General features: G+C 60.1%; 26 protein-coding genes. 18 read left to right on the top strand and 8 right to left on the bottom strand.

Translation table 11 applies throughout. The features are described from left to right. Positions 1 to 223 precede the first annotated feature (223 nt). The 10 genes from ACXX9E_RS10045 to hisC all read left to right on the top strand — a co-directional run bounded on the left by ACXX9E_RS10045 (position 224) and on the right by hisC (position 8,179). Positions 224 to 1,033 carry an ATP-binding cassette domain-containing protein gene (locus tag ACXX9E_RS10045; RefSeq protein ID WP_123464675.1) on the top strand — a complete coding sequence of 270 codons (810 nt, stop codon included), beginning with the start codon at positions 224 to 226 and terminating at the stop codon, positions 1,031 to 1,033. Then, positions 1,033 to 1,830: a lipid asymmetry maintenance ABC transporter permease subunit MlaE gene (gene mlaE, locus ACXX9E_RS10050; protein WP_064119368.1), complete on the top strand. Its 798-nt coding sequence runs from the start codon at positions 1,033 to 1,035 to the stop codon at positions 1,828 to 1,830. Before ACXX9E_RS10045 ends, mlaE begins: the two co-directional genes overlap by 1 nt. Then, positions 1,830 to 2,297: an outer membrane lipid asymmetry maintenance protein MlaD gene (gene mlaD / locus ACXX9E_RS10055; RefSeq protein ID WP_007967220.1), complete on the top strand. Its 468-nt coding sequence runs from the start codon at positions 1,830 to 1,832 to the stop codon at positions 2,295 to 2,297. Before mlaE ends, mlaD begins: the two co-directional genes overlap by 1 nt. Before the next feature lie 11 nt (positions 2,298 to 2,308). Continuing rightward, on the top strand, positions 2,309 to 2,953 hold the full coding sequence (locus ACXX9E_RS10060; protein ID WP_123464677.1) for an MlaC/ttg2D family ABC transporter substrate-binding protein: 645 nt from the start codon (positions 2,309 to 2,311) through the stop codon (positions 2,951 to 2,953). After that, positions 2,950 to 3,255, top strand: a complete 306-nt coding sequence (locus tag ACXX9E_RS10065; RefSeq protein ID WP_064387999.1) for an STAS domain-containing protein — start codon at positions 2,950 to 2,952, stop codon at positions 3,253 to 3,255. The genes ACXX9E_RS10060 and ACXX9E_RS10065 overlap by 4 nt, the downstream gene beginning before the upstream one ends. 115 nt (positions 3,256 to 3,370) lie before the next feature. Beyond that, entirely contained in the window at positions 3,371 to 3,610 is a 240-nt protein-coding gene (locus tag ACXX9E_RS10070; protein ID WP_123464679.1) for a BolA family protein, read from the top strand. A 22-nt stretch (positions 3,611 to 3,632) separates the two neighbouring features. Then, positions 3,633 to 4,898: a UDP-N-acetylglucosamine 1-carboxyvinyltransferase gene (murA, locus tag ACXX9E_RS10075; protein WP_042608749.1), complete on the top strand. Its 1,266-nt coding sequence runs from the start codon at positions 3,633 to 3,635 to the stop codon at positions 4,896 to 4,898. A 127-nt stretch (positions 4,899 to 5,025) separates the two neighbouring features. Then, positions 5,026 to 5,661 carry an ATP phosphoribosyltransferase gene (gene hisG, locus ACXX9E_RS10080; RefSeq protein WP_458555375.1) on the top strand — a complete coding sequence of 212 codons (636 nt, stop codon included), beginning with the start codon at positions 5,026 to 5,028 and terminating at the stop codon, positions 5,659 to 5,661. A gap of 125 nt (positions 5,662 to 5,786) precedes the next feature. After that, positions 5,787 to 7,124 (top strand): histidinol dehydrogenase, encoded by a 1,338-nt coding sequence (gene hisD / locus ACXX9E_RS10085; protein ID WP_123464684.1) that lies wholly within the window; start codon positions 5,787 to 5,789, stop codon positions 7,122 to 7,124. Positions 7,125 to 7,126: 2 nt separating this feature from the next. Next, positions 7,127 to 8,179 carry a histidinol-phosphate transaminase gene (gene hisC / locus ACXX9E_RS10090; RefSeq protein ID WP_123464686.1) on the top strand — a complete coding sequence of 351 codons (1,053 nt, stop codon included), beginning with the start codon at positions 7,127 to 7,129 and terminating at the stop codon, positions 8,177 to 8,179. Between the two features lie 717 nt (positions 8,180 to 8,896). On the opposite strand, the gene ACXX9E_RS10095 is transcribed toward hisC, so the two are convergent. The 3 genes from ACXX9E_RS10095 to algW form a co-directional block, all read right to left on the bottom strand. After that, entirely contained in the window at positions 8,897 to 9,616 is a 720-nt protein-coding gene (locus tag ACXX9E_RS10095; RefSeq protein ID WP_128615208.1) for a DUF4198 domain-containing protein, read from the bottom strand. A 12-nt stretch (positions 9,617 to 9,628) separates the two neighbouring features. Continuing rightward, positions 9,629 to 11,746, bottom strand: a complete 2,118-nt coding sequence (locus ACXX9E_RS10100) for a TonB-dependent siderophore receptor (protein WP_458555376.1) — start codon at positions 11,744 to 11,746, stop codon at positions 9,629 to 9,631. A gap of 87 nt (positions 11,747 to 11,833) precedes the next feature. Next, positions 11,834 to 12,991, bottom strand: a complete 1,158-nt coding sequence (algW, locus tag ACXX9E_RS10105; protein ID WP_458555377.1) for a Do family serine endopeptidase AlgW — start codon at positions 12,989 to 12,991, stop codon at positions 11,834 to 11,836. 103 nt (positions 12,992 to 13,094) lie between these two features. On the opposite strand from algW, the gene ACXX9E_RS10110 reads away from it, so the two are divergent. The 4 genes from ACXX9E_RS10110 (at position 13,095) to cysN (ending at position 17,361) form a co-directional block, all read left to right on the top strand. Next, the gene (locus ACXX9E_RS10110; RefSeq protein ID WP_222833647.1) at positions 13,095 to 13,853 is read left to right on the top strand and encodes a Nif3-like dinuclear metal center hexameric protein; all 759 of its coding nucleotides are present in this window, start codon (positions 13,095 to 13,097) and stop codon (positions 13,851 to 13,853) included. Positions 13,854 to 14,045: 192 nt separating this feature from the next. After that, positions 14,046 to 14,963 carry a sulfate adenylyltransferase subunit CysD gene (gene cysD, locus ACXX9E_RS10115; protein ID WP_098967227.1) on the top strand — a complete coding sequence of 306 codons (918 nt, stop codon included), beginning with the start codon at positions 14,046 to 14,048 and terminating at the stop codon, positions 14,961 to 14,963. A 104-nt stretch (positions 14,964 to 15,067) separates the two neighbouring features. Further along, entirely contained in the window at positions 15,068 to 15,409 is a 342-nt protein-coding gene (locus ACXX9E_RS10120) for a four helix bundle protein (protein WP_128615205.1), read from the top strand. 53 nt (positions 15,410 to 15,462) lie between these two features. Next, entirely contained in the window at positions 15,463 to 17,361 is a 1,899-nt protein-coding gene (gene cysN, locus ACXX9E_RS10125) for a sulfate adenylyltransferase subunit CysN (protein ID WP_222833646.1), read from the top strand. A 204-nt stretch (positions 17,362 to 17,565) separates the two neighbouring features. On the opposite strand, the gene yihG is transcribed toward cysN, so the two are convergent. From yihG to ACXX9E_RS10140, 3 genes are read right to left on the bottom strand one after another with little or no spacing between them, the layout of a single operon-like run. Next, positions 17,566 to 18,471, bottom strand: coding sequence for a 1-acylglycerol-3-phosphate O-acyltransferase, YihG family (yihG, locus tag ACXX9E_RS10130; protein ID WP_123464698.1), 906 nt, complete (start codon positions 18,469 to 18,471; stop codon positions 17,566 to 17,568). Then, positions 18,472 to 20,571 (bottom strand): phosphate acetyltransferase, encoded by a 2,100-nt coding sequence (pta, locus tag ACXX9E_RS10135; protein ID WP_458555378.1) that lies wholly within the window; start codon positions 20,569 to 20,571, stop codon positions 18,472 to 18,474. A gap of 60 nt (positions 20,572 to 20,631) precedes the next feature. Beyond that, the gene (locus ACXX9E_RS10140) at positions 20,632 to 20,958 is read right to left on the bottom strand and encodes a DUF3565 domain-containing protein (RefSeq protein WP_123465978.1); all 327 of its coding nucleotides are present in this window, start codon (positions 20,956 to 20,958) and stop codon (positions 20,632 to 20,634) included. Between ACXX9E_RS10140 and ACXX9E_RS10145 the strand changes: the two genes are divergently transcribed. The 3 genes from ACXX9E_RS10145 (at position 20,927) to ACXX9E_RS10155 (ending at position 23,288) form a co-directional block, all read left to right on the top strand. After that, positions 20,927 to 21,412, top strand: coding sequence for an FKBP-type peptidyl-prolyl cis-trans isomerase (locus tag ACXX9E_RS10145; protein ID WP_003221719.1), 486 nt, complete (start codon positions 20,927 to 20,929; stop codon positions 21,410 to 21,412). The genes ACXX9E_RS10140 and ACXX9E_RS10145 overlap by 32 nt on opposite strands. Positions 21,413 to 21,535: 123 nt before the next feature. After that, entirely contained in the window at positions 21,536 to 22,018 is a 483-nt protein-coding gene (locus tag ACXX9E_RS10150) for a glutathione peroxidase (RefSeq protein ID WP_123464702.1), read from the top strand. 166 nt (positions 22,019 to 22,184) lie between these two features. Further along, a complete protein-coding gene (locus ACXX9E_RS10155; RefSeq protein WP_123464704.1) occupies positions 22,185 to 23,288 on the top strand; it encodes an NADH:flavin oxidoreductase in 1,104 nt (367 codons plus the stop codon). A 136-nt stretch (positions 23,289 to 23,424) separates the two neighbouring features. Here ACXX9E_RS10155 and ACXX9E_RS10160 read toward each other — a convergent pair whose 3' ends face one another. Then, positions 23,425 to 24,624: a glycosyltransferase family 4 protein gene (locus ACXX9E_RS10160; protein WP_458555379.1), complete on the bottom strand. Its 1,200-nt coding sequence runs from the start codon at positions 24,622 to 24,624 to the stop codon at positions 23,425 to 23,427. A gap of 42 nt (positions 24,625 to 24,666) precedes the next feature. Next, complete coding sequence (cysZ, locus tag ACXX9E_RS10165) at positions 24,667 to 25,419, bottom strand: sulfate transporter CysZ (protein ID WP_011332493.1); 753 nt, start codon at positions 25,417 to 25,419, stop codon at positions 24,667 to 24,669. Between the two features lie 311 nt (positions 25,420 to 25,730). Between cysZ and trxB the strand changes: the two genes are divergently transcribed. Continuing rightward, positions 25,731 to 26,693: a thioredoxin-disulfide reductase gene (gene trxB / locus ACXX9E_RS10170; protein ID WP_003221727.1), complete on the top strand. Its 963-nt coding sequence runs from the start codon at positions 25,731 to 25,733 to the stop codon at positions 26,691 to 26,693. The last annotated feature ends 16 nt before the right edge of the window (positions 26,694 to 26,709 follow it).

Below are 26,709 nucleotides of genomic sequence, written 5' to 3' on the forward strand. Positions count from 1 at the left end.
CAAAGCCTCACGCAAGTTCGTCGTGCTTTGTCATTCCTCGTAACCAAAACCCGGAAAAAGCCCCTCAAAGCCTGTCATGTCGCTGAACACAGCCCGGTAGAGGCCTTGGGCGCTTGGGCTTTGCAGTGATATAGTTCGCCGCCAGTTCGGCCTGCCCTCGAGGTATGTGCTTTCCCAGGAAAGCCAGGCGTCCGAGTGAGAGGCTGCATCGCAAGGAGTTTAGATGAGTGCCGATAACGCTTACGCGGTCGAGCTGAAGGGAGTCTCCTTCAAGCGCGGTGCGCGCAGCATTTTCAATAACGTCGATATTCGCATCCCGCGCGGCAAGGTCACCGGCATCATGGGGCCTTCCGGGTGTGGCAAGACCACGCTGCTGCGGTTGATGGGCGCACAGTTGCGTCCCGGCAGCGGCGAAGTCTGGGTCAACGGTCAGAACCTGCCGGCGCTGTCGCGCAGCGATCTGTTCGATGCGCGCAAGCACATGGGCGTGCTGTTTCAGAGCGGCGCGCTGTTTACCGATCTCGATGTCTTCGAGAACGTCGCGTTTCCCCTGCGCGTTCATACCGATCTGCCGGATGAAATGATCCGCGACATCGTTCTGCTCAAGTTGCAGGCGGTGGGTCTGCGCGGCGCCATCGATCTGATGCCCGACGAGTTGTCCGGAGGCATGAAGCGTCGTGTGGCGCTGGCCCGGGCCATTGCCCTCGACCCGCAGATCCTCATGTATGACGAACCGTTCGTCGGTCAGGACCCGATCGCCATGGGCGTGCTGGTGCGTCTGATCCGTCTGCTCAACGATGCCCTGGGGATCACCAGTATCGTGGTTTCCCACGACCTGGCCGAAACCGCCAGCATCGCCGATTACATCTATGTAGTGGGTGATGGTCAGGTGCTGGGGCAGGGCACGCCGGATGAATTGATGAACTCGGATGAACCGCGTATCCGCCAGTTCATGACCGGTAATCCCGATGGCCCGGTGCCGTACCATTTTCCAGCGACGGATTTCCGCGCAGATCTTCTGGGGAAGCGCTGATGCGCAGAATTTCATTAATAGAGCGCGTACGCCGGTTCGGCGAGTCGGCAATCGACGCCGTTGCGGTGTTCGGGCGTGCCACGCTGTTCCTGTTTCACGCCTTGCTCGGCCGTGGCGGCATCAGCGGCGGTTTCGGCCTGCTGGTCAAGCAGCTGCATTCGGTTGGCGTCATGTCGCTGGTGATCATCGTGGTCTCCGGGATTTTCATCGGCATGGTCCTGGCGCTGCAAGGCTTCAGCATTCTGTCGAGCTACGGTTCGGAGCAGGCCGTGGGGCAGATGGTTGCGTTGACCCTGCTGCGTGAACTGGGGCCGGTGGTGACCGCGCTGTTGTTCGCCGGGCGTGCCGGCTCGGCGCTGACCGCCGAAATCGGCAACATGAAATCCACCGAACAGCTTTCCAGCCTGGAAATGATCGGTGTCGACCCGCTCAAGTACATCATTGCCCCGCGGCTGTGGGCCGGTTTCATTTCCCTGCCAGTGCTGGCCATGATTTTCAGCGTGGTGGGTATCTGGGGTGGTTCGTGGGTAGCTGTCGACTGGCTGGGTGTGTATGAAGGCTCTTATTGGGCGAACATGCAGAACAGCGTGAACTTCACCAGCGATGTGCTCAACGGCGTCATCAAAAGTATCGTGTTCGCCTTCGTCGTGACCTGGATTGCCGTATTCCAAGGCTATGACTGTGAGCCCACTTCCGAGGGCATCAGTCGCGCCACCACCAAGACCGTGGTATTTGCCTCGCTGGCAGTGCTCGGCCTGGACTTTATTCTGACCGCTTTGATGTTTGGAGATTTCTGATGCAAAACCGCACCCTGGAAATCGGTGTCGGCCTGTTCCTGCTGGCAGGGATCCTGGCTTTGTTGCTGCTTGCTTTGCGGGTCAGTGGCCTGTCTCCGACTTCGACCACCGACACGTATAAACTTTATGCCTATTTCGACAATATCGCCGGTTTGACGGTCAGAGCCAAAGTGACCATGGCCGGCGTAACCATCGGCAAGGTCACGGCGATCGATCTGGATCGTGACAGCTTCACCGGTCGGGTCACCCTGCAAGTGGATAAAAAGGTCGACAACCTGCCGACTGACTCCACAGCGTCTATCCTGACCGCTGGTCTGCTGGGCGAGAAGTACATCGGTATCAGCGTAGGCGGGGAGGACACCCGTCTGAAGGATGGTGGAACCATCCACGACACGCAGTCGTCACTGGTACTGGAAGACCTGATCGGTAAATTCCTGCTCAATACCGTTAGCAAAGACGCCAAATGAGGAGCTTTTGAATGATCTCTACCTTGCGACGTGGCCTGTTGGTGTTGCTCGCGGCCTTGCCTCTGATGGCTAACGCTGCGCCCGGGCAATCCGCGCACGATCTGGTTCAGGACACTACTAACCGGATGCTTGCCGACCTGGCAGCGAACAAAGAGAAGTACAAGCAGGATCCGCAGGATTTCTACACGGCGTTGAATACCATCGTCGGTCCGGTGGTGGATGCCGAAGGCATTTCCAAAAGCATCATGACGGTCAAGTATTCGCGCAAGGCCACGCCCGCGCAGATGAAGACCTTCCAGGAAAACTTCAAGAGAGGCCTGTTCCAGTTCTACGGCAACGCTTTGCTCGAGTACAACAATCAGGGCATCACGGTTGATCCTGCCAAGGATGAGTCGGGCGATCGCACCAGCGTCGGCATGACCGTCAAGGGCAGCAATGGCGCGATCTATCCTGTGCAGTACACGCTCGAGAAGATCAGCGGCGAGTGGAAGCTGCGTAACGTGATCATCAATGGCATCAACATCGGCAAGCTGTTCCGTGACCAGTTCGCGGATGCGATGCAGCGCAATGGCAACGATCTGGACAAGACCATCAATGGTTGGGCCGGTGAAGTGGCCAAGGCCAAGGAAGCCACCGAAAAGAAACCAGCGCAATGAGTGAGGCGGCAGTTCGTATGAGTGATGTCGACGAGCTATTGCTCAGCGGAGTGCTGGATTATCGCACCGGGCCGGACTTGCGAAAGGAAGGCCAGGCGCTGATCAAATCCAGCAAGGCGTCGTCGCTGGTGATCGACTGCTCGGCGGTAAAGAAGTCCAGCAGCGTCGGTTTGTCGTTGCTGCTGTGCTTCATGCGTGATGCCCAGGCGGCCGGCAAGGCCGTCAGCATTCGCGCGATGCCCGAAGACATGCGTGAAATCGCTCAGGTCAGTGAACTGACCGAGTTGTTGGCGCACCCCTGAACCCGCATCAGTCAAATAGCCCCCCGTCAGAGTCCTGCCATGCGGGGTTCGCAGGCGCGGGGCTTTTTTGTATGATGTCCGACCCGTGCGCACAGGGCGCCGATTGAGGTTGAGCATGCAGGCCGTAGAAGTGAAGAGCTTCCTTGAAGGGAAGCTGCCAGGAACGCTGGTAGAAGTTGAAGGCGAAGGGTGCAACTTTCAGCTGAACGTGATTAGCGATGAACTGGCGGCGTTGAGCCCGGTCAAGCGTCAGCAAAGCATCTATGCCCATTTGAACCCATGGATCGCCGATGGCAGCATCCACGCGGTCACTATGAAATTTTTCAGCCGCGCGGCCTGGGCCGAGCGCACCTGAGCCCTAGGGCGTCGAGATTCTTATGGATAAATTGATTATTACCGGTGGCGCTCGTCTTGATGGCGAGATCCGCATTTCCGGGGCAAAGAACTCTGCCCTGCCGATCCTGGCCGCCACCCTGCTGTGCGATGGCCCGGTGACCGTTGGCAACCTGCCGCACCTGCATGACATCACCACCATGATCGAGTTGTTCGGTCGCATGGGCATCGAGCCGGTGATCGACGAGAAACTCAGCGTCGAAATCGACCCGCGCACCATCAAGACCCTGATCGCCCCGTACGAACTGGTGAAAACCATGCGTGCGTCGATCCTCGTGCTGGGCCCGATGGTTGCCCGTTTCGGTGAAGCCGAAGTCGCCCTGCCTGGCGGTTGCGCCATCGGTTCGCGTCCGGTCGACCTGCACATCCGTGGTCTCGAAGCCATGGGCGCGGTCATCGACGTCGAAGGCGGCTACATCAAGGCCAAGGCGCCGGAAGGCGGCCTGCGCGGTGCACACTTCTTCTTCGATACCGTCAGTGTGACCGGTACCGAAAACATCATGATGGCCGCTGCTCTGGCCAAGGGCCGCAGCGTGCTGCAGAACGCCGCTCGCGAGCCTGAAGTGGTTGACCTGGCGAACTTTCTCAACGCCATGGGCGCCAAGGTTTCCGGCGCCGGTACCGACACCATCACCATTGATGGCGTCGAGCGCCTGGGTTCGGCGTTCTACAAGGTCATGCCTGACCGTATCGAAACCGGCACCTACCTGGTGGCCGCTGCGGTCACCGGTGGCCGCGTCAAGGTCAAGGACACTGATCCGACCATTCTCGAAGCCGTTCTGGAAAAACTCCGTGAAGCCGGTGCAGAAATCACCTGCGGTGAAGACTGGATCGAGCTGAACATGCACGGCAAACGCCCGAAAGCGGTCAACGTGCGCACCGCGCCGTACCCGGCGTTCCCGACCGACATGCAGGCGCAGTTCATCTCGCTCAACGCCATTGCCGAAGGCACCGGTGCCGTGATCGAGACGATCTTCGAAAACCGTTTCATGCACGTGTACGAATTGCACCGCATGGGCGCCAAGATCCAGGTCGAAGGCAACACTGCCATCGTCACCGGTACCGAAATCCTCAAGGGTGCGCCAGTGATGGCGACCGACCTGCGGGCGTCGGCCAGTCTGGTGATCTCGGCACTGATGGCCGAAGGCGATACCCTGATCGATCGCATCTACCACATCGACCGTGGTTACGAGTGCATCGAAGAAAAACTGCAGATGCTGGGCGCCAAGATCCGTCGCGTTCCGGGCTGATTGCTGCATCGGGACACAGGGACGTGTCCGCTGAGTTCGTTTTGAGTCGAGCCGGTTTCCGGCTCGATGTGTGTCCGGCGCCGATTGCGACCGGACATGAGTACCTTGATAAGGACTGACGTTTCCCATGTTGACCATCGCACTGTCCAAGGGCCGAATCCTTGACGACACCCTGCCGCTTCTCGCCGAAGCGGGCATCGTGCCGACCGAGAATCCGGACAAGAGCCGCAAGCTGATCATCTCCACGACCCAGGACGACGTTCGTCTGCTGATCGTGCGCGCCACTGACGTGCCGACCTATGTCGAGCATGGCGCGGCCGACCTCGGCGTGGCCGGCAAGGACGTGCTGATGGAATACAGCGGCCAGGGCCTTTACGAGCCACTGGACTTGCAGATTGCCCAGTGCAAGCTGATGACCGCCGGCAAGATTGGTGCAGCCGAGCCTAAAGGCCGTCTGCGCGTGGCGACCAAGTTCGTCAACGTTGCCAAGCGTTACTACGCCGAACAGGGCCGTCAGGTCGACATCATCAAGCTCTACGGCTCGATGGAGCTGGCACCGCTGATTGGTCTGGCCGACAAGATCATCGACGTGGTCGACACCGGCAACACCCTGCGCGCCAACGGCCTGGAACCTCAGGAACTGATCGCCACGATCAGCTCGCGCCTGGTGGTCAACAAGGCTTCGATGAAGATGCAACACGCCCGGATCCAGGCGTTGATCGATACCCTGCGCAAGGCAGTGGAATCGCGACACCGCGGCTGATGTACCTGCGCGACCTTGAGTCGCGCCCGTCTATCCGCCTCATAGCCAGAATCTCAGGTGCCCAAGCGGAAACGACTGCTAAGTTAGGGCGCCTGAGTTTTTGCCATTCCTATGAGGCTCTCGCTATGACCGCACCGACTGCAATTCGCCGACTCAACGCTGCTGACCCGGATTTCGCGCATCATCTGGATCATCTGCTGAGCTGGGAAAGTGTGTCTGACGACTCGGTCAATCAGCGCGTGCTGGACATCATCAAGGCTGTGCGCGAGCGCGGTGATGCGGCGCTGGTCGAGTTCACCCAGAAATTCGACGGCCTTGAAGTCGCCTCGATGGCTGACCTGATCCTGCCGCGCGAGCGCCTGGAGCTGGCCCTGACCCGCATCACCGTGGCGCAACGCGAAGCGCTGGAAAAAGCCGCAGCGCGCGTGCGCAGCTACCACGAAAAACAGAAACAGGACTCCTGGAGCTACACCGAAGCCGACGGTACGGTGCTGGGCCAGAAGGTCACGCCACTGGATCGCGCCGGCCTCTACGTGCCAGGCGGCAAGGCGTCGTACCCGTCGTCGGTGTTGATGAACGCGATTCCGGCCAAGGTCGCCGGCGTGACCGAAGTGGTCATGGTCGTGCCCACCCCGCGCGGTGAAATCAATGAGCTGGTGCTGGCGGCGGCGTGCATCGCCGGCGTCGACCGGGTATTCACCATCGGCGGTGCGCAGGCGGTTGCCGCGCTGGCTTACGGCACCGAAAGCGTGCCGCAAGTGGACAAGGTCGTCGGCCCGGGCAACATTTATGTCGCCACCGCCAAGCGCCACGTGTTCGGTCAGGTTGGTATCGACATGATCGCCGGCCCGTCCGAGATTCTCGTAGTGTGCGACGGCCAGACCGATCCGGACTGGATCGCCATGGACCTGTTCTCCCAGGCCGAACACGACGAAGACGCCCAGGCGATTCTGGTCAGCCCCGACGCCGGGTTCCTCGACAAGGTGGCCGCGAGCATCGACAAGCTGCTGCCGACCATGGACCGCGCGACCATCATCGAAACCTCGATCAACGGTCGCGGCGCGCTGATTCACGTGCGTGACATGGCGCAAGCCATCGAAGTCGCCAACCGCATCGCCCCGGAGCACCTGGAGCTGTCGGTGGCCGACCCGCAGGCCTGGCTGCCGCAGATCCGTCACGCCGGCGCGATCTTCATGGGCCGTCACACCTCCGAGGCGCTGGGCGACTACTGCGCCGGCCCGAACCACGTGCTGCCGACCTCCGGCACCGCGCGTTTCTCCTCGCCGCTGGGTGTGTACGACTTCCAGAAACGTTCGTCGATCATCTTCTGCTCCGAAGCCGGTGCTTCCGAGCTGGGCAAGACCGCATCGGTGCTGGCCCGTGGCGAATCCCTGAGCGCGCACGCACGCAGCGCTGAATACCGCATCAAAGACCAAGACTTTCTTCAAGGGCAAGGGGAATGAACATGAGTAAATTCTGGAGCCCGTTCGTCAAGGATCTGGTGCCTTACGTGCCAGGCGAGCAGCCGAAGCTGACCAGACTGGTCAAGCTCAACACCAACGAAAACCCCTACGGCCCGTCGCCAAAAGCCCTTGCGGCGATGCAGACCGAACTCAACGACAACCTGCGTCTGTACCCGGACCCGAACAGCGATCTGCTGAAAACCGCCGTCGCCAACTACTACGGCGTGCAGAGCAATCAGGTGTTCCTCGGCAACGGTTCGGACGAAGTGCTGGCGCACATCTTCCACGGTCTGCTGCAACACGAGCAGCCACTGCTGTTCCCGGATATCAGCTACAGCTTCTATCCGGTGTATTGCGGTCTGTACGGCATCCAGTTCGATGCCGTGCCGCTGGACGCGCAGTTCCAGATCAACCCGGCGGACTACGCCAAGCCGAACGGCGGGATCATTTTCCCGAACCCGAACGCACCGACCGGTTGCCTGCTGGCACTGGAGGCGGTCGAGCAGATTCTGAAGGCCAGCCCGGATTCGGTGGTGGTCGTGGATGAGGCGTACATCGACTTCGGCGGCGAGACGGCGATCAGTCTGGTTGACCGTTATCCGAACCTGCTGGTAACGCAGACGCTGTCCAAGTCGCGCTCGCTGGCCGGGCTGCGCGTGGGTCTGGCGGTGGGGCATCCGGATCTGATCGAAGCGCTGGAGCGGATCAAGAACAGCTTCAACTCTTATCCGCTGGATCGCCTGGCGATTGTCGGTGCGGCAGCAGCGTTCGAAGATCGCGAGTATTTCGACAAGACCTGCCGTCTGGTGATCGAGAGCCGCGAGTGGGTGATCGCGCAGTTGCAGGCCAAGGGTTTTGAAGTGTTGCCGTCGGCGGCCAACTTCATTTTTGCGCGGCACCCGCAGCATGATGCGGCGGGTCTGGCAGCGAAGTTGCGTGAGCAGGGCGTGATTGTGCGGCACTTCAAGCAGGAGCGGATTGCGCAGTTCCTGCGGATTTCGATCGGTACGCCGGAGCAGAACCAGGCGCTGATCGTTGGGCTTGGCGAGCTCTAAAAGCAAAGCCCTCACCCTGACCCTCTCCCAAAGGGAGAGGGGACAGATTGCGGGATATTGCAGAGTTTCGCCGACGTGAAAGTGCTGTACCGAATCCCTAATCGACTTGATCTTTCAGGGCGATGTATCCCGCAAGACAACCCGGTCGGCCCCCTCTCCCAAAGAGAGAGGGGACCTGATTGCGGGATATTGCAGAGTTTCGCCGACATGAAAGTGCTGTGCCGAATCCCTAATCGACTTGATCTTTCAGGTCGATGTATCCCGCAAGACAACCCGGTCGGCGGCCTCTCCCAAAGGGAGAGGGGACTGATTGCGGGATATTGCAGAGTTTCGCCGACGTGAAAGTGCTGTACCGAATCTCTAATCGACTTGATCTTTCAGGTCGATGTATCCCCGCAAGATAACCCGGTCGGCCCCCTCTCCCAAAGGGAGAGGGGGCTGATTGCGGGATATTGCAGAGTTTCGCCGACGTGAAAGTGCTGTACCGAATCTCTAATCGACTTGATCTTTTAGGTCGATGTATCCCGCAAGACAACTCGGTCTGCCTCCTCTCCCAAAGGGAGAGGGGACTGATTGCGGGATATTGCAGAGTTTCGCCGACGTGAAAGTGCTGTGCCGAATCCCTAATCGACTTGATCTTTCAGGTCGATGTATCCCGCAAGACAACCCGGTCGGCCCCCTCTCCCTCCGGGAGAGGGTTGGGGTGAGGGTCGGCTTTTATTCGTGATGCGGTTCGCCAAGGAACGTCAGCGAACTGAACAGGCCACGACTGTCCACATCAGCGCTGTCCTTGACCGGCACTTCCACCTGCGCCGCAATCACATTCAACCCTTCATTCCTCACCAACACCTGCGCACGTCCGTCTTTGTCGGTCTCGGTGCTCAGCGTGTTCGGCGCACTGCGATAATCGCCGATCAACTTCACGCCCGCTGCCGGTTTGCCATCGAGCAATACCCGCACCGGCAATGATTTGCCCGGGCCAACGGTCAGCGGATCGACCTCCGGCAAAATCAGCAACCTGATTTGATCGAGCTTGGGCAACTTTGCCCCCGGCTGGTAAATCGCCAGGCTGTATTTGAACGTCTCGGTCGCCTCGACCGCCCCTGGCACTTTACTGCGCCCTTCGTTGATCCACTTCTTGTCAGCCGTCTGCGACCACATCCCGTTGTTCAGCGCCACGGCCATCACCGCCGGCGACTTCAAGGGTTTCAAGCGTGCATGGTCCGCCAGGCGCTCGACGCTGACCGGGATCATCTTGCCGCCCGCATCATAGGCCCAGGCGCCGCTGATTTTCTGCGCCTTGAACGCGTTGTCTTCGGCGCCATGGCCGTAGATCACTTCGATATTGCCGCGGCGTTGTTCCGTCCACAGGCCGTGGGCCGAGACTTGGCCGGCGAACAGCGCGGCGATGAGCACAAGGGTTTTGCCGTATTGCATGGGGACTTCCTTTTACAGGTTGAGAGTCAGGCTGACAGTGAAATTACGCGGTTCGCCGGGGTTGACCCAGTAGTTGCTGTAGGCGCGCTCGTAGTACTTTTCGTCAAAGAGGTTGTTCAGGTTCAGGCCGACGGTGACGGTGTCGCTGGCCTTGTAATGGGCCAGCAGGTCGACGGTGTGGTAGGCCGGCAATTCGAAGTCGCTGCCGGCTTCACCGGAACGGTCGCCGACGTAGGTGAACGCCGCGCCGACGTCCGAGCCGCGCAGGTGGCCGTCCTGAAACTCGTACACACCCAGCAGACTGCCGCTGCGTTTAGCCACGCCGAGAATGCGGCTGCCGGTGGGAATCACCGCGTCACCCTGAGTGACTTCGGCATCAATGTAGGCGAAGGCGCCAATTACCCGCACGGCGTCGGTCACTTGCCCGGTGACCTGCCAATCGAACCCGCGACTGCGCGCCTTGCCCATCGCGCGGCTGCTGTCGGTAGCCGGGTCGAGGGCGAGGACGTTTTCCTTGTCGATGTGGAAGAAGGCGAGGGTGCTGCTCAGGCGCTCGTCGAACAGCTCGTTCTTGATGCCGATTTCATAACCGACGCCTTCTTCCGGATCGAATGATTTGCCGGACGCGTCGAGCCCATTGTTTGGTTTGAACGAGGTCGATGCGTTGGCGAACAGGCCGGTATCCGGCGTCACTTGATAGAGCAGGCCGGCGCGTTGGGTGAGGGTGTCGTGACGTTGGTGGCTGGTGGCATTGCGGCTGCGATCATTGATGTGTTGATCGAAATGTTCAAAACGCGCGCCGATCATCCCGCGCAGCTTGTCGGTGAAAACAATTTGATCCTGCAGGTTCAGCGCCTGACTCTCGACGTGCTCGAAAAAGTCGCTGCCCGAGCGCGCGCCGTCGGGTTTCGCCTGGCCGTAGATCGGTTTATAGATGTCGATGGCGTACGGACCGCCGGCGATGGTGGTGACGCGCTCGTTCTTGCGGAAGTTTTCATACTCGGTACCGATCAGCAGTTCGTGCTGCCAGGGGCCGAGGTCGAACAGTCCGCGCAGTTCCAGTTGGGTGATGCTGTCGTGCCAGTTGGTGTCGCGTTCGCGATAACGGCGGTTGACGGTATGGCCATCGGTGTTCAGCGGTCGGCTTTCGGACGCGTCGCCCCAGAGCTTGCCTTCCTTGTAATGGCTGGCCAGACGCAGTTTCCAGCGGTCGTCGAGGTGATGCTCGAGTGTCGCCTGCAGCAGGTTGTTGTGGTTGGCGATGTTGCCGTCGTTCGGTTCGCCGAGGAAGGTCGAGCGCGAGACGCCGCTCCATTTGTTGTTCGGCGCCACGATGCCGCGATCAAAGGTGGAGCTGTGACGGACGATTTCGCTTTCCACCAGCAGTGACGTGTCGGGATTCAGTTGCCAACTGATCGAGGGGGCGACGAACACGCGCTGGCTGTCGACGTGATCGCGAAAGCTGTGGTTGTCCTCGACGGCGAGGTTGACCCGCGACAGCACGTCACCCTGTTCATCGAGCGGGGTGTTGACGTCCAGTGCGCTGCGATAACGGTCCCAACTGCCAGCGCTGGTTTGCAGCGTCGTGAAGGCTTGCGGCTGCGGTTTCTTGGTGACGATGTTCACCGTGCCACCCGGATCGCCACGGCCGTACAGGCTGGCAGCCGGGCCTTTGAGCACTTCAATGCGCTCGATGTTGGCGGCGTCCGGCGTGCTCGGATAACCGCGGTTGGCGCTGAAACCGTCCTTGTAGAACTCCGAAGTGGTGAAACCGCGCACGCTGTATTCGTAAAGCGTCAGACCGCCGAAGTTGTTTTGCTTCGAGACGCCGCCGGCAAAATCCAGTGCGCGTTCGACGCTGCTGCTGCCCAGATCCTTGAGCACGCTGGCCGGTATCACGCTGATCGCTTGCGGAATGTCGCGGATCGCGGTGTCGGTTTTCGTCGCGCTCGACGACCGCGTGGCACGATAGCCCTTGACCGGGTCGGTGGCTGATTCGTAGTCGGAGGTGACGCTGATGGCGTCGAGTTCGAGCGGTTGCGGTTCTTCGGCGAAGACCGGATCGCCCAGCAAGCCAAGGGGTAGACCCAGGGTCAGACGGAGCAGGGAGGCCCTTTTTCGAGACGACATGTTATGTTGTTCCAATTGTTCAATTGAAACAATATAACATGCCCGTTGAGAATGTCTGCTATTCGCGCCGTTGGCGCGAACAATCTCTTACCCTTCTTTTTCCTGCACCGGTGCCGGTGGTGGGCGCAGGCCGATTTCAGCGGTGAGCTTCAGCTCTTTGCCGTTGCGCATGACCTGGATGGTCACCTTGTCGGTCGGCTTGATCCGCGCGACCTGGTTCATTGACTTGCGACCATCTCCGGCCGGTTCGCCATCAATGCTCAGAATCACGTCACCCAACTGCAGGCCAGCTTTTTGCGCCGGGCCATCGCGGAAAATCCCCGCGACCACAATCCCCGGGCGTCCCGACAAGCCAAACGATTCGGCCAGTTCCTGAGTCAGCGGCTGCACTTCAATCCCCAGCCAGCCACGAATCACCTGGCCGTGCTCGATGATCGACTTCATCACTTCCATCGCCAGTTTCACCGGAATGGCAAAACCGATGCCCTGCGAGCCGCCGGACTTGGAGAAGATCGCCGTGTTGATGCCGGTCAGGTTGCCGTTGGCATCCACCAGCGCACCGCCCGAGTTGCCCGGGTTGATCGCGGCGTCGGTCTGGATGAAGTCTTCGTAGTTGTTCAGGCCCAGCTGATTGCGCCCGGTGGCGCTGATGATGCCCATCGTCACCGTCTGGCCGACGCCGAACGGGTTGCCGATGGCCAGCGCGACGTCACCGATGCGAATGTTGTCGGAGCGACCGATAGTGATCGCCGGCAGGTTTTTCAGATCGATCTTGAGCACGGCGAGGTCGGTTTCCGGATCGCTGCCGATCACCCGGGCCAATGTCTCGCGACCATCCTTGAGCGCCACGACAATCTGATCCGCGCCGCTGGTGACGTGGTTGTTGGTCAGAATGTAGCCTTCCGGGCTCATGATCACGCCGGAACCGAGGCTCGACTCCATGCGCTTCTGCTTGGGCGAGTTGTCACCGAAGAAACGCCGGAACTGTGGGTCTTCAAACAGCGGATGCGCGGGTTTGTTGATGACTTTGGTGGTGTAAAGGTTGACCACCGACGGCGCGGCGATGGTCACCGCATCGGCGTAGGACACCGGCCCTTGCTGCACGCTGGTGGTTTGCGGGGCCTGTTGCAGGTTGACGTCGAGGCTCGGGAGCCCGACCCACTGCGGGTAACGTTGAATAATCAACAGAGCGATAAGCACACCGGCCAACAGCGGCCAGCCGAAAAAACGCAGCGCCTTGAGCATTAAGCACGTCCTGGAAAAGTTGCAGGCGGGGTCAGACCGCCCATAATGTCGCGCATTATACGAGGCCGCGCGCGCCTCTGAACGGGATATTTAGGAGTCTTTCATGGCCGTTGCCCTCAGCACCCTCGTCGAAGAAGCCGACCGTTACCTTGGCAGTGCGAAAATTGCCGATTATTGCCCCAACGGCCTGCAGGTCGAAGGCCGGCCACAGGTGATGCGCATTGTCAGCGGCGTCACCGCCAGTCAGGCATTGCTCGATGCCGCCGTCGAAGCCGAGGCCGATCTGATACTGGTGCACCACGGTTACTTCTGGAAGGGCGAGAACCCCTGCATCACCGGCATGAAGCAGCGTCGCTTGAAGACCTTGCTCAAGCACGACATCAGTCTGCTCGCCTACCACTTGCCGCTGGACCTGCACCCGGAGGTCGGCAACAACGTGCAACTGGCGCGGCAACTGGACATCACCGTCGAAGGGCCGCTGGACCCGGACAACCTGAAGATTGTCGGTCTGGTCGGGTCGTTGAACGAACCCATGACCCCGCGTGATTTCGCCCGCAAGGTAAAAGACGTCATGGGCCGTGAACCGCTGCTGATCGAAGGCAGCCCGATGATTCGTCGGGTCGGCTGGTGCACCGGCGGCGGGCAGGGCTATATCGATCAGGCGGTCGCGGCAGGTGTCGATCTGTATCTGAGCGGTGAAGCGTCCGAGCAGACCTTCCACAGCGCCCGCGAGAACGACATCAGCTTCATCGCTGCCGGTCATCACGCCACCGAACGCTACGGCGTACAGGCCCTGGGCGACTATCTGGCGAAACGCTTCGCCGTCGAACACATCTTCATCGACTGCCCCAACCCGATCTGATGAACTCCGCATTTCTCCTGTAGGAGTGAGCCTGCTCGCTCATACAGGGGGGGCGCGCGCCCAAACGAGTGGGCATATTCATATGCCCTTTCGTTCTAGCTTGCGCCCTGATTAGAAGAAGGACGCTGTGCTAGGATTCCCCGCTCGAACACGGCCCGCTGGCCGTTCATAAGAAAGCTTTCGTGAGTAGCCATGGTCGACAAACTGACGCATCTGAAACAGCTGGAGGCGGAAAGCATCCACATCATCCGCGAGGTGGCCGCCGAGTTCGATAACCCGGTGATGCTGTACTCCATCGGTAAAGACTCCGCCGTGATGCTGCACCTGGCACGCAAGGCGTTCTTCCCGGGCAAACTGCCGTTTCCGGTGATGCACGTCGACACCCGCTGGAAATTCCAGGAGATGTACAAGTTCCGCGACAAGATGGTCGAAGAACTGGGCCTGGACCTGATCACCCACATCAACCCCGATGGCGTGGCACAGAACATCAATCCGTTCACCCACGGCAGCGCCAAGCACACCGACATCATGAAGACCGAGGGCCTGAAACAGGCACTCGACAAGCATGGTTTCGACGCAGCCTTCGGCGGTGCCCGTCGCGATGAAGAGAAATCCCGCGCCAAAGAGCGCGTGTACTCGTTCCGCGACAGCAAGCACCGCTGGGACCCGAAAAACCAGCGTCCGGAGCTGTGGAACGTCTACAACGGCAAGGTCAACAAGGGCGAATCCATTCGTGTGTTCCCGTTGTCGAACTGGACCGAACTGGACATCTGGCAGTACATCTACCTCGAAGGCATCCCGATCGTGCCGCTGTACTTCGCCGCCGAACGCGAAGTGATCGAGAAGAACGGTACGCTGATCATGATCGACGACGACCGTATCCTCGAACACCTGTCCGATGAGGACAAGGCACGCATCGTCAAAAAGAAAGTGCGTTTCCGCACCCTTGGCTGCTACCCGTTGACGGGCGCGGTAGAGTCCGAGGCCGAAAGCCTGACGGACATCATTCAGGAAATGCTCCTGACGCGAACTTCCGAGCGCCAGGGCCGGGTCATCGACCACGATGGCGCAGGCTCGATGGAAGATAAAAAACGTCAGGGATACTTTTAAGCTTCAAGTTACAAGCGGCAAGCTGCAAGTTAAAGGCAGTATGCGTAACTTCGCGGTTTGGCGCTTGCGGCCGGTTGCTGCGAGCCGGAATCGGATGACTCGTAATGGATTTCGAGAAACTGGTTGTTTGGCAGCGAAGCAAATGTCTGGCGGTGAGGATTTTTAGAGAGTTTTCGCGATGCGGGGATTTTGGATTCAAGGATCAGATCACCCGCTCTGCACTGTCAGTGCCTTCCAATATTGCTGAAGGCATGGAGCGCCGGAGTTGCAAAGAAAAGATCCACTTTCTTTGGATCGCTAAGGCGTCTTGTGGAGAGTTGCGAACCCAGATCCTGATAGGCCGAGATATCGCTTACATCGCAGAACCGCTGGCTGAAAATTGGATTATGGAAACCCGAGAGCTTTCTAGAATGCTGGTCGGGTTGATCAACAAAATTTCTGACTAGCTGTACGCCGACAAGCTTGCCGCTTGAAGCTTACAGCTCGGAGCTTGAATGCAATGAGCCACGCATCTGATTTGATCAGCGAGGACATCCTCGCCTACCTGGGCCAGCACGAGCGTAAAGAGCTGCTGCGCTTTTTGACCTGCGGTAACGTCGATGACGGCAAGAGCACCCTGATCGGGCGCCTGCTGCACGACTCCAAGATGATCTACGAAGATCACCTGGAAGCCATCACCCGTGATTCGAAGAAAGTCGGCACCACCGGTGACGACATCGACCTGGCGTTGCTGGTCGACGGTCTGCAGGCCGAGCGTGAGCAGGGCATCACCATTGATGTCGCCTACCGCTATTTCTCCACCGCCAAACGCAAATTCATCATCGCCGACACCCCCGGCCATGAGCAGTACACCCGCAACATGGCCACCGGTGCGTCCACCTGTGACCTGGCGATCATCCTCGTCGATGCGCGTTACGGCGTGCAGACCCAGACCCGTCGCCACAGCTTCATCGCGTCCCTGCTGGGCATCAAACACATCGTTGTCGCCATCAACAAGATGGACCTCAAGGACTTCGATGAAGGCGTGTTCGAGTCGATCAAGGCCGATTACCTGAAGTTCGCCGAAGGCTTGAAGATGAAGCCGACCAGCATGCACTTCGTGCCGATGTCGGCGCTGAAGGGCGACAACGTGGTGAACAAGTCCGAGCGCTCGCCGTGGTACACCGGCCAGTCGCTGATGGAAATCCTCGAGACCGTGGAAGTGGCGGGCGACCGCAACTTCACCGATCTGCGTTTCCCGGTGCAGTACGTCAACCGTCCGAACCTGAACTTCCGCGGTTTCGCCGGCACCCTCGCCAGCGGCATCGTCAAGAAGGGCGATGAAGTGGTGGTGCTGCCGTCGGGCAAGAGCAGCCGCGTGAAATCCATCGTCACCTTCGAAGGTGAACTGGAGCACGCCGGCCCGGGTCAAGCGGTGACGCTGACCATGGAAGACGAAATCGACATCTCCCGTGGCGACCTGCTGGTGCATGCCGACAACGTGCCGCCGGTCACCGACAGCTTCGAAGCGATGCTGGTGTGGATGGCTGAAGAGCCGATGCTGCCGGGCAAGAAATACGACATCAAGCGCGCTACCAGTTACGTGCCGGGCTCGATCGCCAGCATCGTCAACAAGGTCGACGTCAACACCTTGGAAGAAGGCCCGGCGAGCGCGTTGCAGCTCAACGAAATCGGCAAGGTGAAGATCGCGCTCGACGCGCCGATCGCCCTCGACGGTTACGAGAGCAACCGCACCACTGGCGCCTTCATCGTCATCGACCGTTTGACCAATGGCACCGTTGGCGCGGGCATGATCGTTGCTCAGCCAGTGACGCATGGCACTGCCACGCATCACGGCAAACTCGCCCATGTTGCCACCGAAGAACGCGCTCAGCGTTTCGGTCAGCAGCCGGCCACCGTGTTGTTCAGCGGTTTGTCGGGCGCGGGCAAAAGCACGCTGGCCTATGCGGTCGAGCGTAAGTTGTTCGACATGGGCCGGGCGGTGTTTGTTCTGGATGGTCAGAATCTGCGTCATGACCTCAACAAAGGTCTGCCGCAGGATCGCGCCGGTCGCACCGAGAACTGGCGCCGTGCCGCGCATGTCGCGCGTCAGTTCAACGAAGCCGGTCTGCTGACCCTGGCAGCGTTCGTCGCGCCAAGTGCTGAAGGTCGCGAGCAGGCCAAGGAACTGATCGGCAAGGATCGTCTGCTGACGGTCTACGTGCAGGCCTCGCCGGCCGTGTGTGCCGAACGTGATCCGCAGGGTCTGTATGCCGCCGGTGGCGACAACATCCCGGGCGAATCCTTCCCGTACGACGTGCCGCTGAACGCCGACCTGGTGATCGACACCCAGTCGCTGTCGCTGGAAGAAAGCGTCAAGCAAGTGCTGGATCTGCTGCGCAAGCGTGGCGCGATCTAAGCAATAAAGCAGCGACAAGCTTCTAGTTTCAAGCTGCAAGAAAAAGCCCGCCGATGAGTGATCATCGGCGGGTTTTTTATTGCCTTGAGATTGCTATCGCTGGCGAGCCAGCTCCCACAGGGATTTTCAGCGCACTCAAATATTGTGTAAGGCAGAGAAACCTGTGGGAGCTGGCTTGCCAGCGATGAGGCCGGAAAAGGCGCCTCAAGACCTCGCTGGGTATTCGCGGTGCATCTGTTCGAGCAACGCGTCCTTGTCCAGCCAAAGCTGATTGATCCAGCCCTGAAACTGCAGGCGATATTCGCCGTCCTGGTCGTAGTTCTTGCCAATGAATTGCTGCGGAATCTGCAGCTCTTCAAAGTGCACCACCACATCGCGCACATTGCCGCAGAGCAAATCCCAGAACCCCGGACGGCCGGCCGGGTAGTGGATGGTCACGTTGACGATCGACTCCAGTTGTTCACCCATCGCATCCAGCACAAAGGCGATCCCGCCAGCCTTGGGCTTGAGCAAATATTTGAACGGCGACTGCTGCTGCGCATGCTTGCCTTCAGTGAAGCGTGTGCCCTCGACGAAGTTGAAAATCCCCACCGGATTGTCGCGAAACTTCGCGCAGGTCTTGCGTGTGGTTTCCAGGTCTTTGCCTTTCTTTTCCGGGTGCTTTTCCAGGTAGGCCTTGGAGTAGCGCTTCATGAACGGAAAGCCCAGCGCCCACCACGCCAGACCGATCACCGGAACCCAGATCAACTCCTGCTTGAGGAAGAACTTCAGCGGTTGGATCTTGCGGTTGAGCACGTATTGCAGCACCAGAATGTCGACCCAGCTCTGGTGGTTGCTGGTGATCAGATACGAGTGCTGGTAGTCCAGGCCTTGCAGGCCGCTGATATGCCAGCGCGTGCGCCGTACCAGGTTCATCCAGGCCTTGTTGTTACTGATCCAGGCTTCGTGGGTGTGGCTCATCAGCCACAACGAGGCGCGTCGTGCGAGGTCGAACGGCAGCACTTTGATCAGCGCCACGCAGAACAGAAACGAGCACAGCAGAATTGTATTGAGTGCCAACAGCAGCGAGGCGATCACACCGCGCAACGGTGCAGGGAGAAAGTCCAGCATTTACACATCCATAGGTCGGTTGGCGGCTTGAATCGCGGTCAGGGCGATGGTGTAGACGATGTCATCGACCTGCGCGCCGCGCGGCAGATCGTTCACCGGTTTGCGCAGGCCTTGCAGCATCGGGCCGAGGCTGACGCAATCGGCGCTGCGCTGCACGGCTTTGTGCGTGGTGTTGCCGGTGTTCAGGTCAGGGAACACGAACACCGTGGCGCGACCGGCCACTTGACTGTTCGGCGCCAGTTGCCGGGCAACATCGGCGTTGGCGGCGGCGTCGTATTGCAGTGGGCCGTCGATCAGCAACGAGTGCTGTTGTTCGTGGGCGAGCAGGGTGGCCTCACGGACTTTCTCGACTTCTTCACCGCTGGCCGATTCGCCGCTGGAATAGCTGATCATCGCCACGCGCGGGGTGATGCCGAAGGCCGCTGCCGAGTCGGCGCTTTGCAGGGCGATCTCGGCCAGTTCCGCAGCGCTTGGGTGCGGGTTCATCACACAGTCGCCGTAGACCAGCACTTCTTCAGGAAAGAGCATGAAGAACACCGACGACACCAGCGTGCAGCCCGGTGCTGTTTTAATCAGCTGCAGGGCCGGGCGGATGGTGTTGGCGGTGGTGTTGATCACCCCGGACACCAGTCCGTCGACTTCATCGAGGGCGAGCATCATGGTGCCGATCACCACGGTGTCTTCCAGTTGCTGTTCGGCCATCGGTGCGTTGAGGCTTTTGCTCTTGCGCAAGGCAACCATCGGTTCGACGTAACGCTCGCGAATCAGATCCGGATCGAGGATTTCCAGCCCCGGCGGCAACACGATGCCCTGCGCGCGCGCCACAGCTTCGACGTCTGCAGGTTTTGCCAGCAACACGCAACGGGCGATCCCGCGTTCCTGGCAGATCGCCGCTGCCTGCACGGTGAGCGGTTCGCTGCCTTCGGGCAGGACGATGCGTTTGTTCGCCGCTTGCGCATGCTGGATCAACTGATAGCGGAACACCGCCGGCGACAGGCGCATTTCCCGTGGGGTGCCGCAACGCTGGTGCAGCCACTTGGCATCGAGATGGCTTGCGACGAAATCGGTGATGATCTCCGCGCGCTCGCGGTCATCAATCGGGATTTCCTTGTTCAGGCCGTTGAGCAGATTGGCGGTGTCGTACGAGCCGGTGCTCACCGACAACACCGGCAGACCGGCCTGCAACGCGCCACGGCACAAGTCCATGATGCGCGGATCGGGCAGGGTGTCGCTGGTCAGCAGCAGGCCGGCCAGCGGCACGCCGTTGATCGCCGCGAGGCTGACGGCGAGGATGATGTCGTCGCGATCGCCCGGGGTCACCACCAGCACGCCGGGCTTGAGCAGCTCGACGGTGTTGCGCATGGTCCGTGCGCAAATAATGATTTTGGTCATGCGCCGGGTTTCGCAGTCGCCGGCGTTGAGCACTTGTGCGCCCATCAGATCGGCGACGTCGCGGGTGCGCGGCGCGTTGAGTTCCGGCTGAAACGGAATGCAGCCGAGCAGGCGGAAATCACCGCTGCGCAGCAACGGCGAATGTTCCTTCAGACGTGCGGCGAAGGCGTCCATGCTCTCCTCGGTCTTGACCTTGTTGAGGATCACGCCAAGGACTTTCGGATCCTTCGGGCCACCGAACAATTGCGCCTGCAACTCGACGCGGCCGGACAGTTCGGCGAGCACTTCGTTTTCCGGCGCCGAGACCAGAATCACCTCGGCATCCAGGCTCTTGGCCAGGTGCAGGTTGACCCGCGCGGCGTAACTGGCGCTGCGCGTCGGCACCATGCCTTCGACGACCAGCACGTCCTTGCCGACGGCGGCTTGCTGATAGAGGGTGATGATTTCTTCGAGCAGTTCATCGAGCTGCCCATCGCCCAGCATGCGCTCGACGTGGGCCAGGCCCAAGGGTTGCGGCGGTTTCAGGCCGTGGGTGCGCGCCACCAGTTCAGTGGAGCGCTCGGGGCCGGTGTCGCCCGGGTGCGGCTGGGCAATCGGTTTGAAGAAGCCGACCTTCAGCCCGGCGCGCTCAAGCGTACGTACCAGCCCGAGGCTGATGGAGGTCAGACCCACACCAAAATCGGTGGGCGCGATAAAAAAAGTTTGCATGCGGATTCTCTAAGGGTGCATGGCAATGGCGATCATCTATCTCTGACAATCTGCCGAAATTCAGTTGCCAAGGTTATCGCTAACCACGCCTTGTGCGCACCAACCGCAGGCAAAGGGTTGGCCTATTTTTTCAATACGTTGCGCCGGGTCGAGCACCCACGCCCGTGATTGCCACGGCGGCTGGTGACGCAGGTGTTGCGTGTGGCCGCAGGAAAGCTCAACGACCCAATGGCCGTCCTCATCCTGATGGAAGCCGGCAATCGTCGAATCCCGTTTGTCCGGGTTGTGTTCGCTTTCGCGCGATTGCTTCGCTAAACTTGGCCTTTCTATATTCTTATGCAAAAGGTCTCGCCCCATGCTGATCGCCGCCAATAAGGCTGTCTCCATCGACTATACCCTGACCAACGACGCTGGTGAGGTCATCGACAGCTCCGCCGGCGGCGCTCCGCTGGTCTACCTGCAAGGCGCAGGCAACATCATCCCGGGCCTGGAAAAAGCCCTGGAAGGCAAAGCTGTCGGTGACGAGCTGGAAGTCTCCGTCGAGCCGGAAGACGCTTACGGCGAATACGCTGCCGAACTGGTCAGCACCCTGAGCCGCAGCATGTTCGAAGGCGTCGACGAGCTGGAAGTCGGCATGCAGTTCCACGCTTCGGCGCCGGACGGCCAGATGCAGATCGTGACCATCCGTGATCTGGACGGCGATGACGTGACGGTTGATGGCAACCACCCACTGGCCGGTCAGCGCCTGAACTTCAAGGTGAAGGTCGTTGCTGTGCGTGACGCCAGCCAGGAAGAAGTCGCTCATGGCCACGTCCATGGCGAAGGTGGCCATCACCACTGATTTTCTGCGCTAAGCTTCGAGTACTGGAGAGGCGCCTGTGGGCGCCTTTTTAGTCCGCGGCTGTCCTTGGTGGTCTCGCCAAGTGGCTGTTTCGAGTAGAACACGGGAATCCTGGAGTACGTCATGAGTGCTTTTCACGACCTTAAGTTGACAGCCCTGGATGGTCAGGAGCTACCGCTGGCGCCTTTCAAGGGCCAAGTCGTGCTGGTGGTCAACGTCGCCTCCAAATGCGGCTTGACCCCTCAGTACGCGGCGCTGGAAAACCTCTATCAGCAATTCAAGGGCAAGGGCTTCAGTGTGCTGGGCCTGCCGTGCAACCAGTTCGCCGGCCAGGAGCCGGGCACCGAGCAGGAAATCAAAGAGTTCTGCAGCCTCAACTACGGCGTGACGTTTCCTTTGTCGAGCAAGCTCGAAGTCAACGGTCACGATCGTCATCAGCTCTACCGCTTGCTGGCGGGCGAGGGTGCGGAGTTTCCCGGTGACATCACCTGGAATTTCGAAAAGTTTCTGCTCGGCAAGGACGGCCGCGTGCTGGCCCGGTTCTCGCCGCGCACGGCGCCGGATGATCCGACCATTGTTCATGCGATTGAAAAAGCGCTGAGCTGACACAGCAAGATCAAAAGATCGCAGCCTTCGGCGGCGCCTGCTGGGGCCTGCCGGTGCTGCGATCTTTTCGTTTCTGATCCTTGATCACCCAAATCAATAATGCTGTTCAAGGCTTGTAACACTCCATATTATCGCCGTCATAAAGCCATTCCCTGCGGAGTTTCCAATGCCGGTCCAAGCCTTGTTCAAACCGTTCCACCTCGGTGCCCTCGAACTGCCGACCCGTGTGGTCATGGCGCCGATGACCCGCTCGTTTTCCCCGGGCGGCGTACCGAACTCCAAAGTCATCGAGTACTACCGTCGTCGTGCCGCGGCCGGCGTCGGCCTGATCATCACCGAAGGCACCACCGTCGGCCACATTGCCTCTAACGGCTATCCGAACGTGCCGCAATTCTTTGGCGACGCGCCATTGGCCGGCTGGAAGAAGGTCGTCGATGCGGTTCACGCCGAAGGCGGCAAGATCGTTCCGCAACTGTGGCATGTCGGCAGCGTACGTCGCATCGGTACCGAGCCGGATGCCAGCGTGCCGGGTTACGGTCCGTCGGAAAAACTCAAGGACGGTCAGGTCGTGGTGCACGGCATGACTAAACAAGACATTCAGGATGTGATCGCAGCCTTCGCCCAAGCGGCCAAAGACGCCAAAAGCATCGGCATGGACGGCGTGGAGATCCACGGCGCCCACGGTTATCTGATCGACCAATTCTTCTGGGAAGGCAGCAACCAGCGCACCGATGAATACGGCGGCAGCCTGGCCAACCGTTCGCGTTTCGCCATCGAGCTGATTCAGGCAGTACGTGCAGCGGTCGGTGAAGGCTTCCCGATCATCTTCCGTTTCTCGCAATGGAAACAGCAGGACTACACGGCGCGTCTGGTGCAAACCCCGGAAGCGCTGGGTGAGTTCCTCAAGCCGCTGTCTGACGCCGGCGTGGATATTTTCCACTGCTCGACGCGCCGCTTCTGGGAGCCGGAATTCGACGGTTCCGAACTGAACCTGGCCGGCTGGACCCGCAAGCTGACCGGCAAGCCGACCATCACCGTTGGCAGCGTCGGCCTGGATGGCGAGTTCCTGCAGTTCATGGTCAACACCGACAAGGTCGCGCAGCCGGCCAGTCTCGAGAACTTGCTGGAGCGTTTGAATAAGGAAGAGTTCGATCTGGTCGCGGTGGGGCGTGCGCTGCTGGTGGATCCGGACTGGGCACAGAAAGTCCGCGAGGGGCGTGAACAGGACATTCTGCCGTTCAGCCGTGAGGCGTTGATGACGCTGGTTTAAGCGGCGCTCTCACTGACCCCTTCGCGAGCAAGCTCGCTCCCACAGGTTTCTCTGCTGTTCACAAAATTTGTGTTCACTGGAGATCCCCTGTGGGAGCGAGCTTGCTCGCGAAGGCAGTTCTAACGTCAGCAAAGAATCAGGGCAATGTCTGCGCATTCGGCACCACTTGCTCCCCCACACAAGCCCCGCGCAAATGCTTTTCAAACTGCTCGACAACCGCCGGCCAGCGCTGGCGACTCGCGTGCTGCCGCGCATTCAGGCGCACACAACGCAACGTCTCTTCTTCCTCCAGTAACCACGCCGCTGCTTCGCAAAAGGCCTGCTCATCGCCGGGCATGGCCAGCACGCCGTTGTAACCGTGGCGAATATGCTGGGCGGCGGCCGCCTGATCGTAAGCCACCACGCCAAGGCCTGAAGCCAAGGCTTCCAGCACGACATTGCCAAAGGTTTCGGTCAGGCTCGGAAACAGAAACATGTCACCGGATGCATAGTGCGCGGCCAACGCTTCGCCGCGCTGCGAACCGCAGAAAATCGCCTCGGGCAGCTCCTTTTCCAGGGCCGTGCGCTGCGGGCCGTCGCCGACCACGATCATTTTCAGATTGCGCTGTGGATAGGTGCTGCGCAGTTGTTCAAAGCTGCGTTTGAGCAGACCCAGGTTCTTCTCCGGCGCCAGTCGTCCTACGTGAATGACGGCAACGTCGTGCTCGCTCAGTCCCCATTGCTCACGCAGGGCGTTCAGGCGCTTGCTCGGATGAAACAACTGACTGTCGACACCGCGCGACAACAGCGCCAACCGCTCGAAATGCCGCCGCTCCAGTTCCAGGCGCTGGCTGACGCTCGGCACCAACGTCATGGCCGAGCGATTGTGAAACCAGCGCAGATAATGCGTGAGCATCCGCGTCAGCAGGCCGAGGCCATACTGGCTGGTGTATTGCTGGAAGTTGGTGTGGAAACCGCTGACCACCGAGATTCCCAGGCGCCGCGCCGCCCGCAGCGCCGACAACCCCAGCGGGCCTTCCGTGGCGATATACAGCACATCGGGGCGCTGACGTTTCCAGCGTCGCAGCAGTTTGTGCATCGACGACTGGCCCCATTGCAGCCCCGGATACCCCGGCAACGGCCAGCCGCGGCAGAGCAGCAGCGCGTCATCTTGACTGCGCTGCGGATCACCGGCCTGACGCGGGCGCACCAGTTCAACCTGGTGGCCGCGCGCGCGCAAGCCATCGCACAAGCGGCCAAGGGTATTGGCCACCCCGTTGATTTCCGGTGGGAAGGTTTCGCTGATCAGAGTGATATGTAGAGCTGTCGTCATGACCTCAGTGTCGACTGAGGCCATGTCGTGCTTGTGACGTTCGGATGATGGATTTGTGACGCGGTGTCAGCGCTGAGTCACCAGATTCTCGGCACCACGCTCACGCACCCAGAACAGCGTTGCGCCAGCGACAGCCGCCGGCATCATCAGGATGTTGACCACCGGAATCAGCAGCACCAGATAGACAATCCCGCCAAAACTCATGCTCTGCCAGCGCTTCTGGCGCAACCAGGCAAGCATTTCGTTCCAGCCCAGTTTGTGGTTATCCGCCGGGTAGTCGATGTACTGGATCGCCATCATCCACACGCCGAACAGCAGCCATAGCGGCGCGGCGACGATGTTCACCACCGGGATGAACGAGAGGATGAACAGGCCGATCGCCCGGGGCAGGAAGTAGCCGAGCTTGCGCATTTCCCGGGCGAGGGTGCGCGGGATCATCGCGATCAGTTCGCCCCAGCTGAACGCCGGGAAATCATCAGTACCTCGCACCACCACTTCAACTTTTTCCGCGAGAAAACCGTTGAACGGCGCGGCGATGACGTTGGCCAGCATGGTGAAAGTGAAAAACACCATCAGTGCGACCAGCACCACAAACAACGGCCAAAGAATGTAGCTGAGGAAACTCAGCCACTCGGGTAGCGATGGCATCAGCGTATCGACCCACAGGCTGAACTGATGGCCGGCCAGATAGATCAATCCGACGAACAGCACCAGGTTGATCGCCAGTGGCAACAACACGAACAGGCGCAGGCCCGGGCTGAGAACCAGTTTGAGGCCTTCGCGCAGGTATTGCGGGCCGGACAGAACGGGTGCGGGCATAAGGTGCTCCGAGCAAGGGAAAACGCGCCGACCTTACCGACTTTGCACCAAGCGGGAAAGCGCGGCAGAGCGATCGACATTCACTGTAACAAAGACGTCCATCTCGTCAGTGTCTGCGCATAGAGACCACCTATGAGCTGGATTGTTAAACCGTATTTCCTTAATCTTGCCCCCCTCGATACGCTGCACCCAACTTTTTACAGGACTGTCGAGCTCATGCCTTCCCCAAGGTTATCCACAGTCCTTTTTTATTCCCGCCGGCAGTCCGGCGTTCCGCGCCAGTGTTTCGGCCCGGTCAACAGGAGCAGGTCATGTCTGAAGTCCGTCATTCGCGAGTGATTATTCTCGGTTCCGGCCCTGCCGGTTATAGCGCTGCGGTTTATGCCGCCCGTGCCAACCTCAAGCCACTGCTGATCACCGGCATGCAGGCCGGCGGTCAACTGACCACCACGACCGAAGTCGACAACTGGCCGGGTGACGTTCACGGCCTGACCGGCCCGGCGCTGATGGAGCGGATGCGCGAGCACGCCGAGCGTTTCGAAACCGAGATCGTTTTCGATCACATCAACGCCGTAGACTTTGCCGCCAAGCCGTACACCCTGACCGGCGACAGCGCGACCTACACCTGCGACGCCCTGATCATCGCCACCGGTGCCAGCGCTCGCTACCTGGGTCTGCCGTCGGAAGAGGCGTTCATGGGCAAAGGCGTTTCGGCTTGCGCGACCTGCGACGGCTTCTTCTACCGCAACAAGCCTGTTGCAGTGGTCGGCGGCGGCAACACCGCTGTTGAAGAAGCACTGTACCTGGCCAACATCGCCAGCACCGTGACCCTGATCCACCGTCGCGAAACCTTCCGCGCCGAGAAGATCCTGATCGACAAGCTCAACGCCCGTGTGGCCGAAGGCAAGATCATCCTCAAGTTGAACGCCAACCTCGACGAAGTGCTGGGCGACAACATGGGCGTGACCGGTGCGCGCCTGAAGAACAACGACGGTAGCTTCGACGAAATCAAGGTCGACGGCGTGTTCATCGCCATCGGCCACACCCCGAACACTTCGCTGTTCGAAGGCCAGTTGACCCTGAAAGACGGTTACCTGGTGGTGCAGGGCGGCCGCGATGGCAACGCCACTGCCACCAGCGTTGAAGGCATCTTCGCCGCCGGTGACGTGGCTGACCACGTTTACCGCCAGGCCATCACCTCGGCCGGCGCCGGCTGCATGGCGGCACTGGACACCGAGCGTTACCTGGACGGTCTGCAGAACGCTTCGTTCTAAATCGCAGACACAAAAA

This window comes from Pseudomonas sp. GNP014, from assembly GCF_054344005.1.

Excerpts from the sequence above, each read along its gene's own strand:
- ACXX9E_RS10045 (WP_123464675.1), top strand. The coding sequence starts at position 224 with ATGAGTGCCGATAACGCTTACGCGGTCGAGCTGAAGGGAGTCTCCTTC.
- mlaE (WP_064119368.1), top strand. The coding sequence starts at position 1,033 with ATGCGCAGAATTTCATTAATAGAGCGCGTACGCCGGTTCGGCGAGTCG.
- mlaD (WP_007967220.1), top strand. The coding sequence starts at position 1,830 with ATGCAAAACCGCACCCTGGAAATCGGTGTCGGCCTGTTCCTGCTGGCA.
- ACXX9E_RS10060 (WP_123464677.1), top strand. The coding sequence starts at position 2,309 with ATGATCTCTACCTTGCGACGTGGCCTGTTGGTGTTGCTCGCGGCCTTG.
- ACXX9E_RS10065 (WP_064387999.1), top strand. The coding sequence starts at position 2,950 with ATGAGTGAGGCGGCAGTTCGTATGAGTGATGTCGACGAGCTATTGCTC.
- ACXX9E_RS10070 (WP_123464679.1), top strand. The coding sequence starts at position 3,371 with ATGCAGGCCGTAGAAGTGAAGAGCTTCCTTGAAGGGAAGCTGCCAGGA.
- murA (WP_042608749.1), top strand. The coding sequence starts at position 3,633 with ATGGATAAATTGATTATTACCGGTGGCGCTCGTCTTGATGGCGAGATC.
- hisG (WP_458555375.1), top strand. The coding sequence starts at position 5,026 with ATGTTGACCATCGCACTGTCCAAGGGCCGAATCCTTGACGACACCCTG.
- hisD (WP_123464684.1), top strand. The coding sequence starts at position 5,787 with ATGACCGCACCGACTGCAATTCGCCGACTCAACGCTGCTGACCCGGAT.
- hisC (WP_123464686.1), top strand. The coding sequence starts at position 7,127 with ATGAGTAAATTCTGGAGCCCGTTCGTCAAGGATCTGGTGCCTTACGTG.
- ACXX9E_RS10095 (WP_128615208.1), bottom strand. The coding sequence starts at position 9,616 with ATGCAATACGGCAAAACCCTTGTGCTCATCGCCGCGCTGTTCGCCGGC.
- ACXX9E_RS10100 (WP_458555376.1), bottom strand. The coding sequence starts at position 11,746 with ATGTCGTCTCGAAAAAGGGCCTCCCTGCTCCGTCTGACCCTGGGTCTA.
- algW (WP_458555377.1), bottom strand. The coding sequence starts at position 12,991 with ATGCTCAAGGCGCTGCGTTTTTTCGGCTGGCCGCTGTTGGCCGGTGTG.
- ACXX9E_RS10110 (WP_222833647.1), top strand. The coding sequence starts at position 13,095 with ATGGCCGTTGCCCTCAGCACCCTCGTCGAAGAAGCCGACCGTTACCTT.
- cysD (WP_098967227.1), top strand. The coding sequence starts at position 14,046 with ATGGTCGACAAACTGACGCATCTGAAACAGCTGGAGGCGGAAAGCATC.
- ACXX9E_RS10120 (WP_128615205.1), top strand. The coding sequence starts at position 15,068 with ATGGATTTCGAGAAACTGGTTGTTTGGCAGCGAAGCAAATGTCTGGCG.
- cysN (WP_222833646.1), top strand. The coding sequence starts at position 15,463 with ATGAGCCACGCATCTGATTTGATCAGCGAGGACATCCTCGCCTACCTG.
- yihG (WP_123464698.1), bottom strand. The coding sequence starts at position 18,471 with ATGCTGGACTTTCTCCCTGCACCGTTGCGCGGTGTGATCGCCTCGCTG.
- pta (WP_458555378.1), bottom strand. The coding sequence starts at position 20,571 with ATGCAAACTTTTTTTATCGCGCCCACCGATTTTGGTGTGGGTCTGACC.
- ACXX9E_RS10145 (WP_003221719.1), top strand. The coding sequence starts at position 20,927 with ATGCTGATCGCCGCCAATAAGGCTGTCTCCATCGACTATACCCTGACC.
- ACXX9E_RS10140 (WP_123465978.1), bottom strand. The coding sequence starts at position 20,958 with ATGGAGACAGCCTTATTGGCGGCGATCAGCATGGGGCGAGACCTTTTG.
- ACXX9E_RS10150 (WP_123464702.1), top strand. The coding sequence starts at position 21,536 with ATGAGTGCTTTTCACGACCTTAAGTTGACAGCCCTGGATGGTCAGGAG.
- ACXX9E_RS10155 (WP_123464704.1), top strand. The coding sequence starts at position 22,185 with ATGCCGGTCCAAGCCTTGTTCAAACCGTTCCACCTCGGTGCCCTCGAA.
- ACXX9E_RS10160 (WP_458555379.1), bottom strand. The coding sequence starts at position 24,624 with ATGGCCTCAGTCGACACTGAGGTCATGACGACAGCTCTACATATCACT.
- cysZ (WP_011332493.1), bottom strand. The coding sequence starts at position 25,419 with ATGCCCGCACCCGTTCTGTCCGGCCCGCAATACCTGCGCGAAGGCCTC.
- trxB (WP_003221727.1), top strand. The coding sequence starts at position 25,731 with ATGTCTGAAGTCCGTCATTCGCGAGTGATTATTCTCGGTTCCGGCCCT.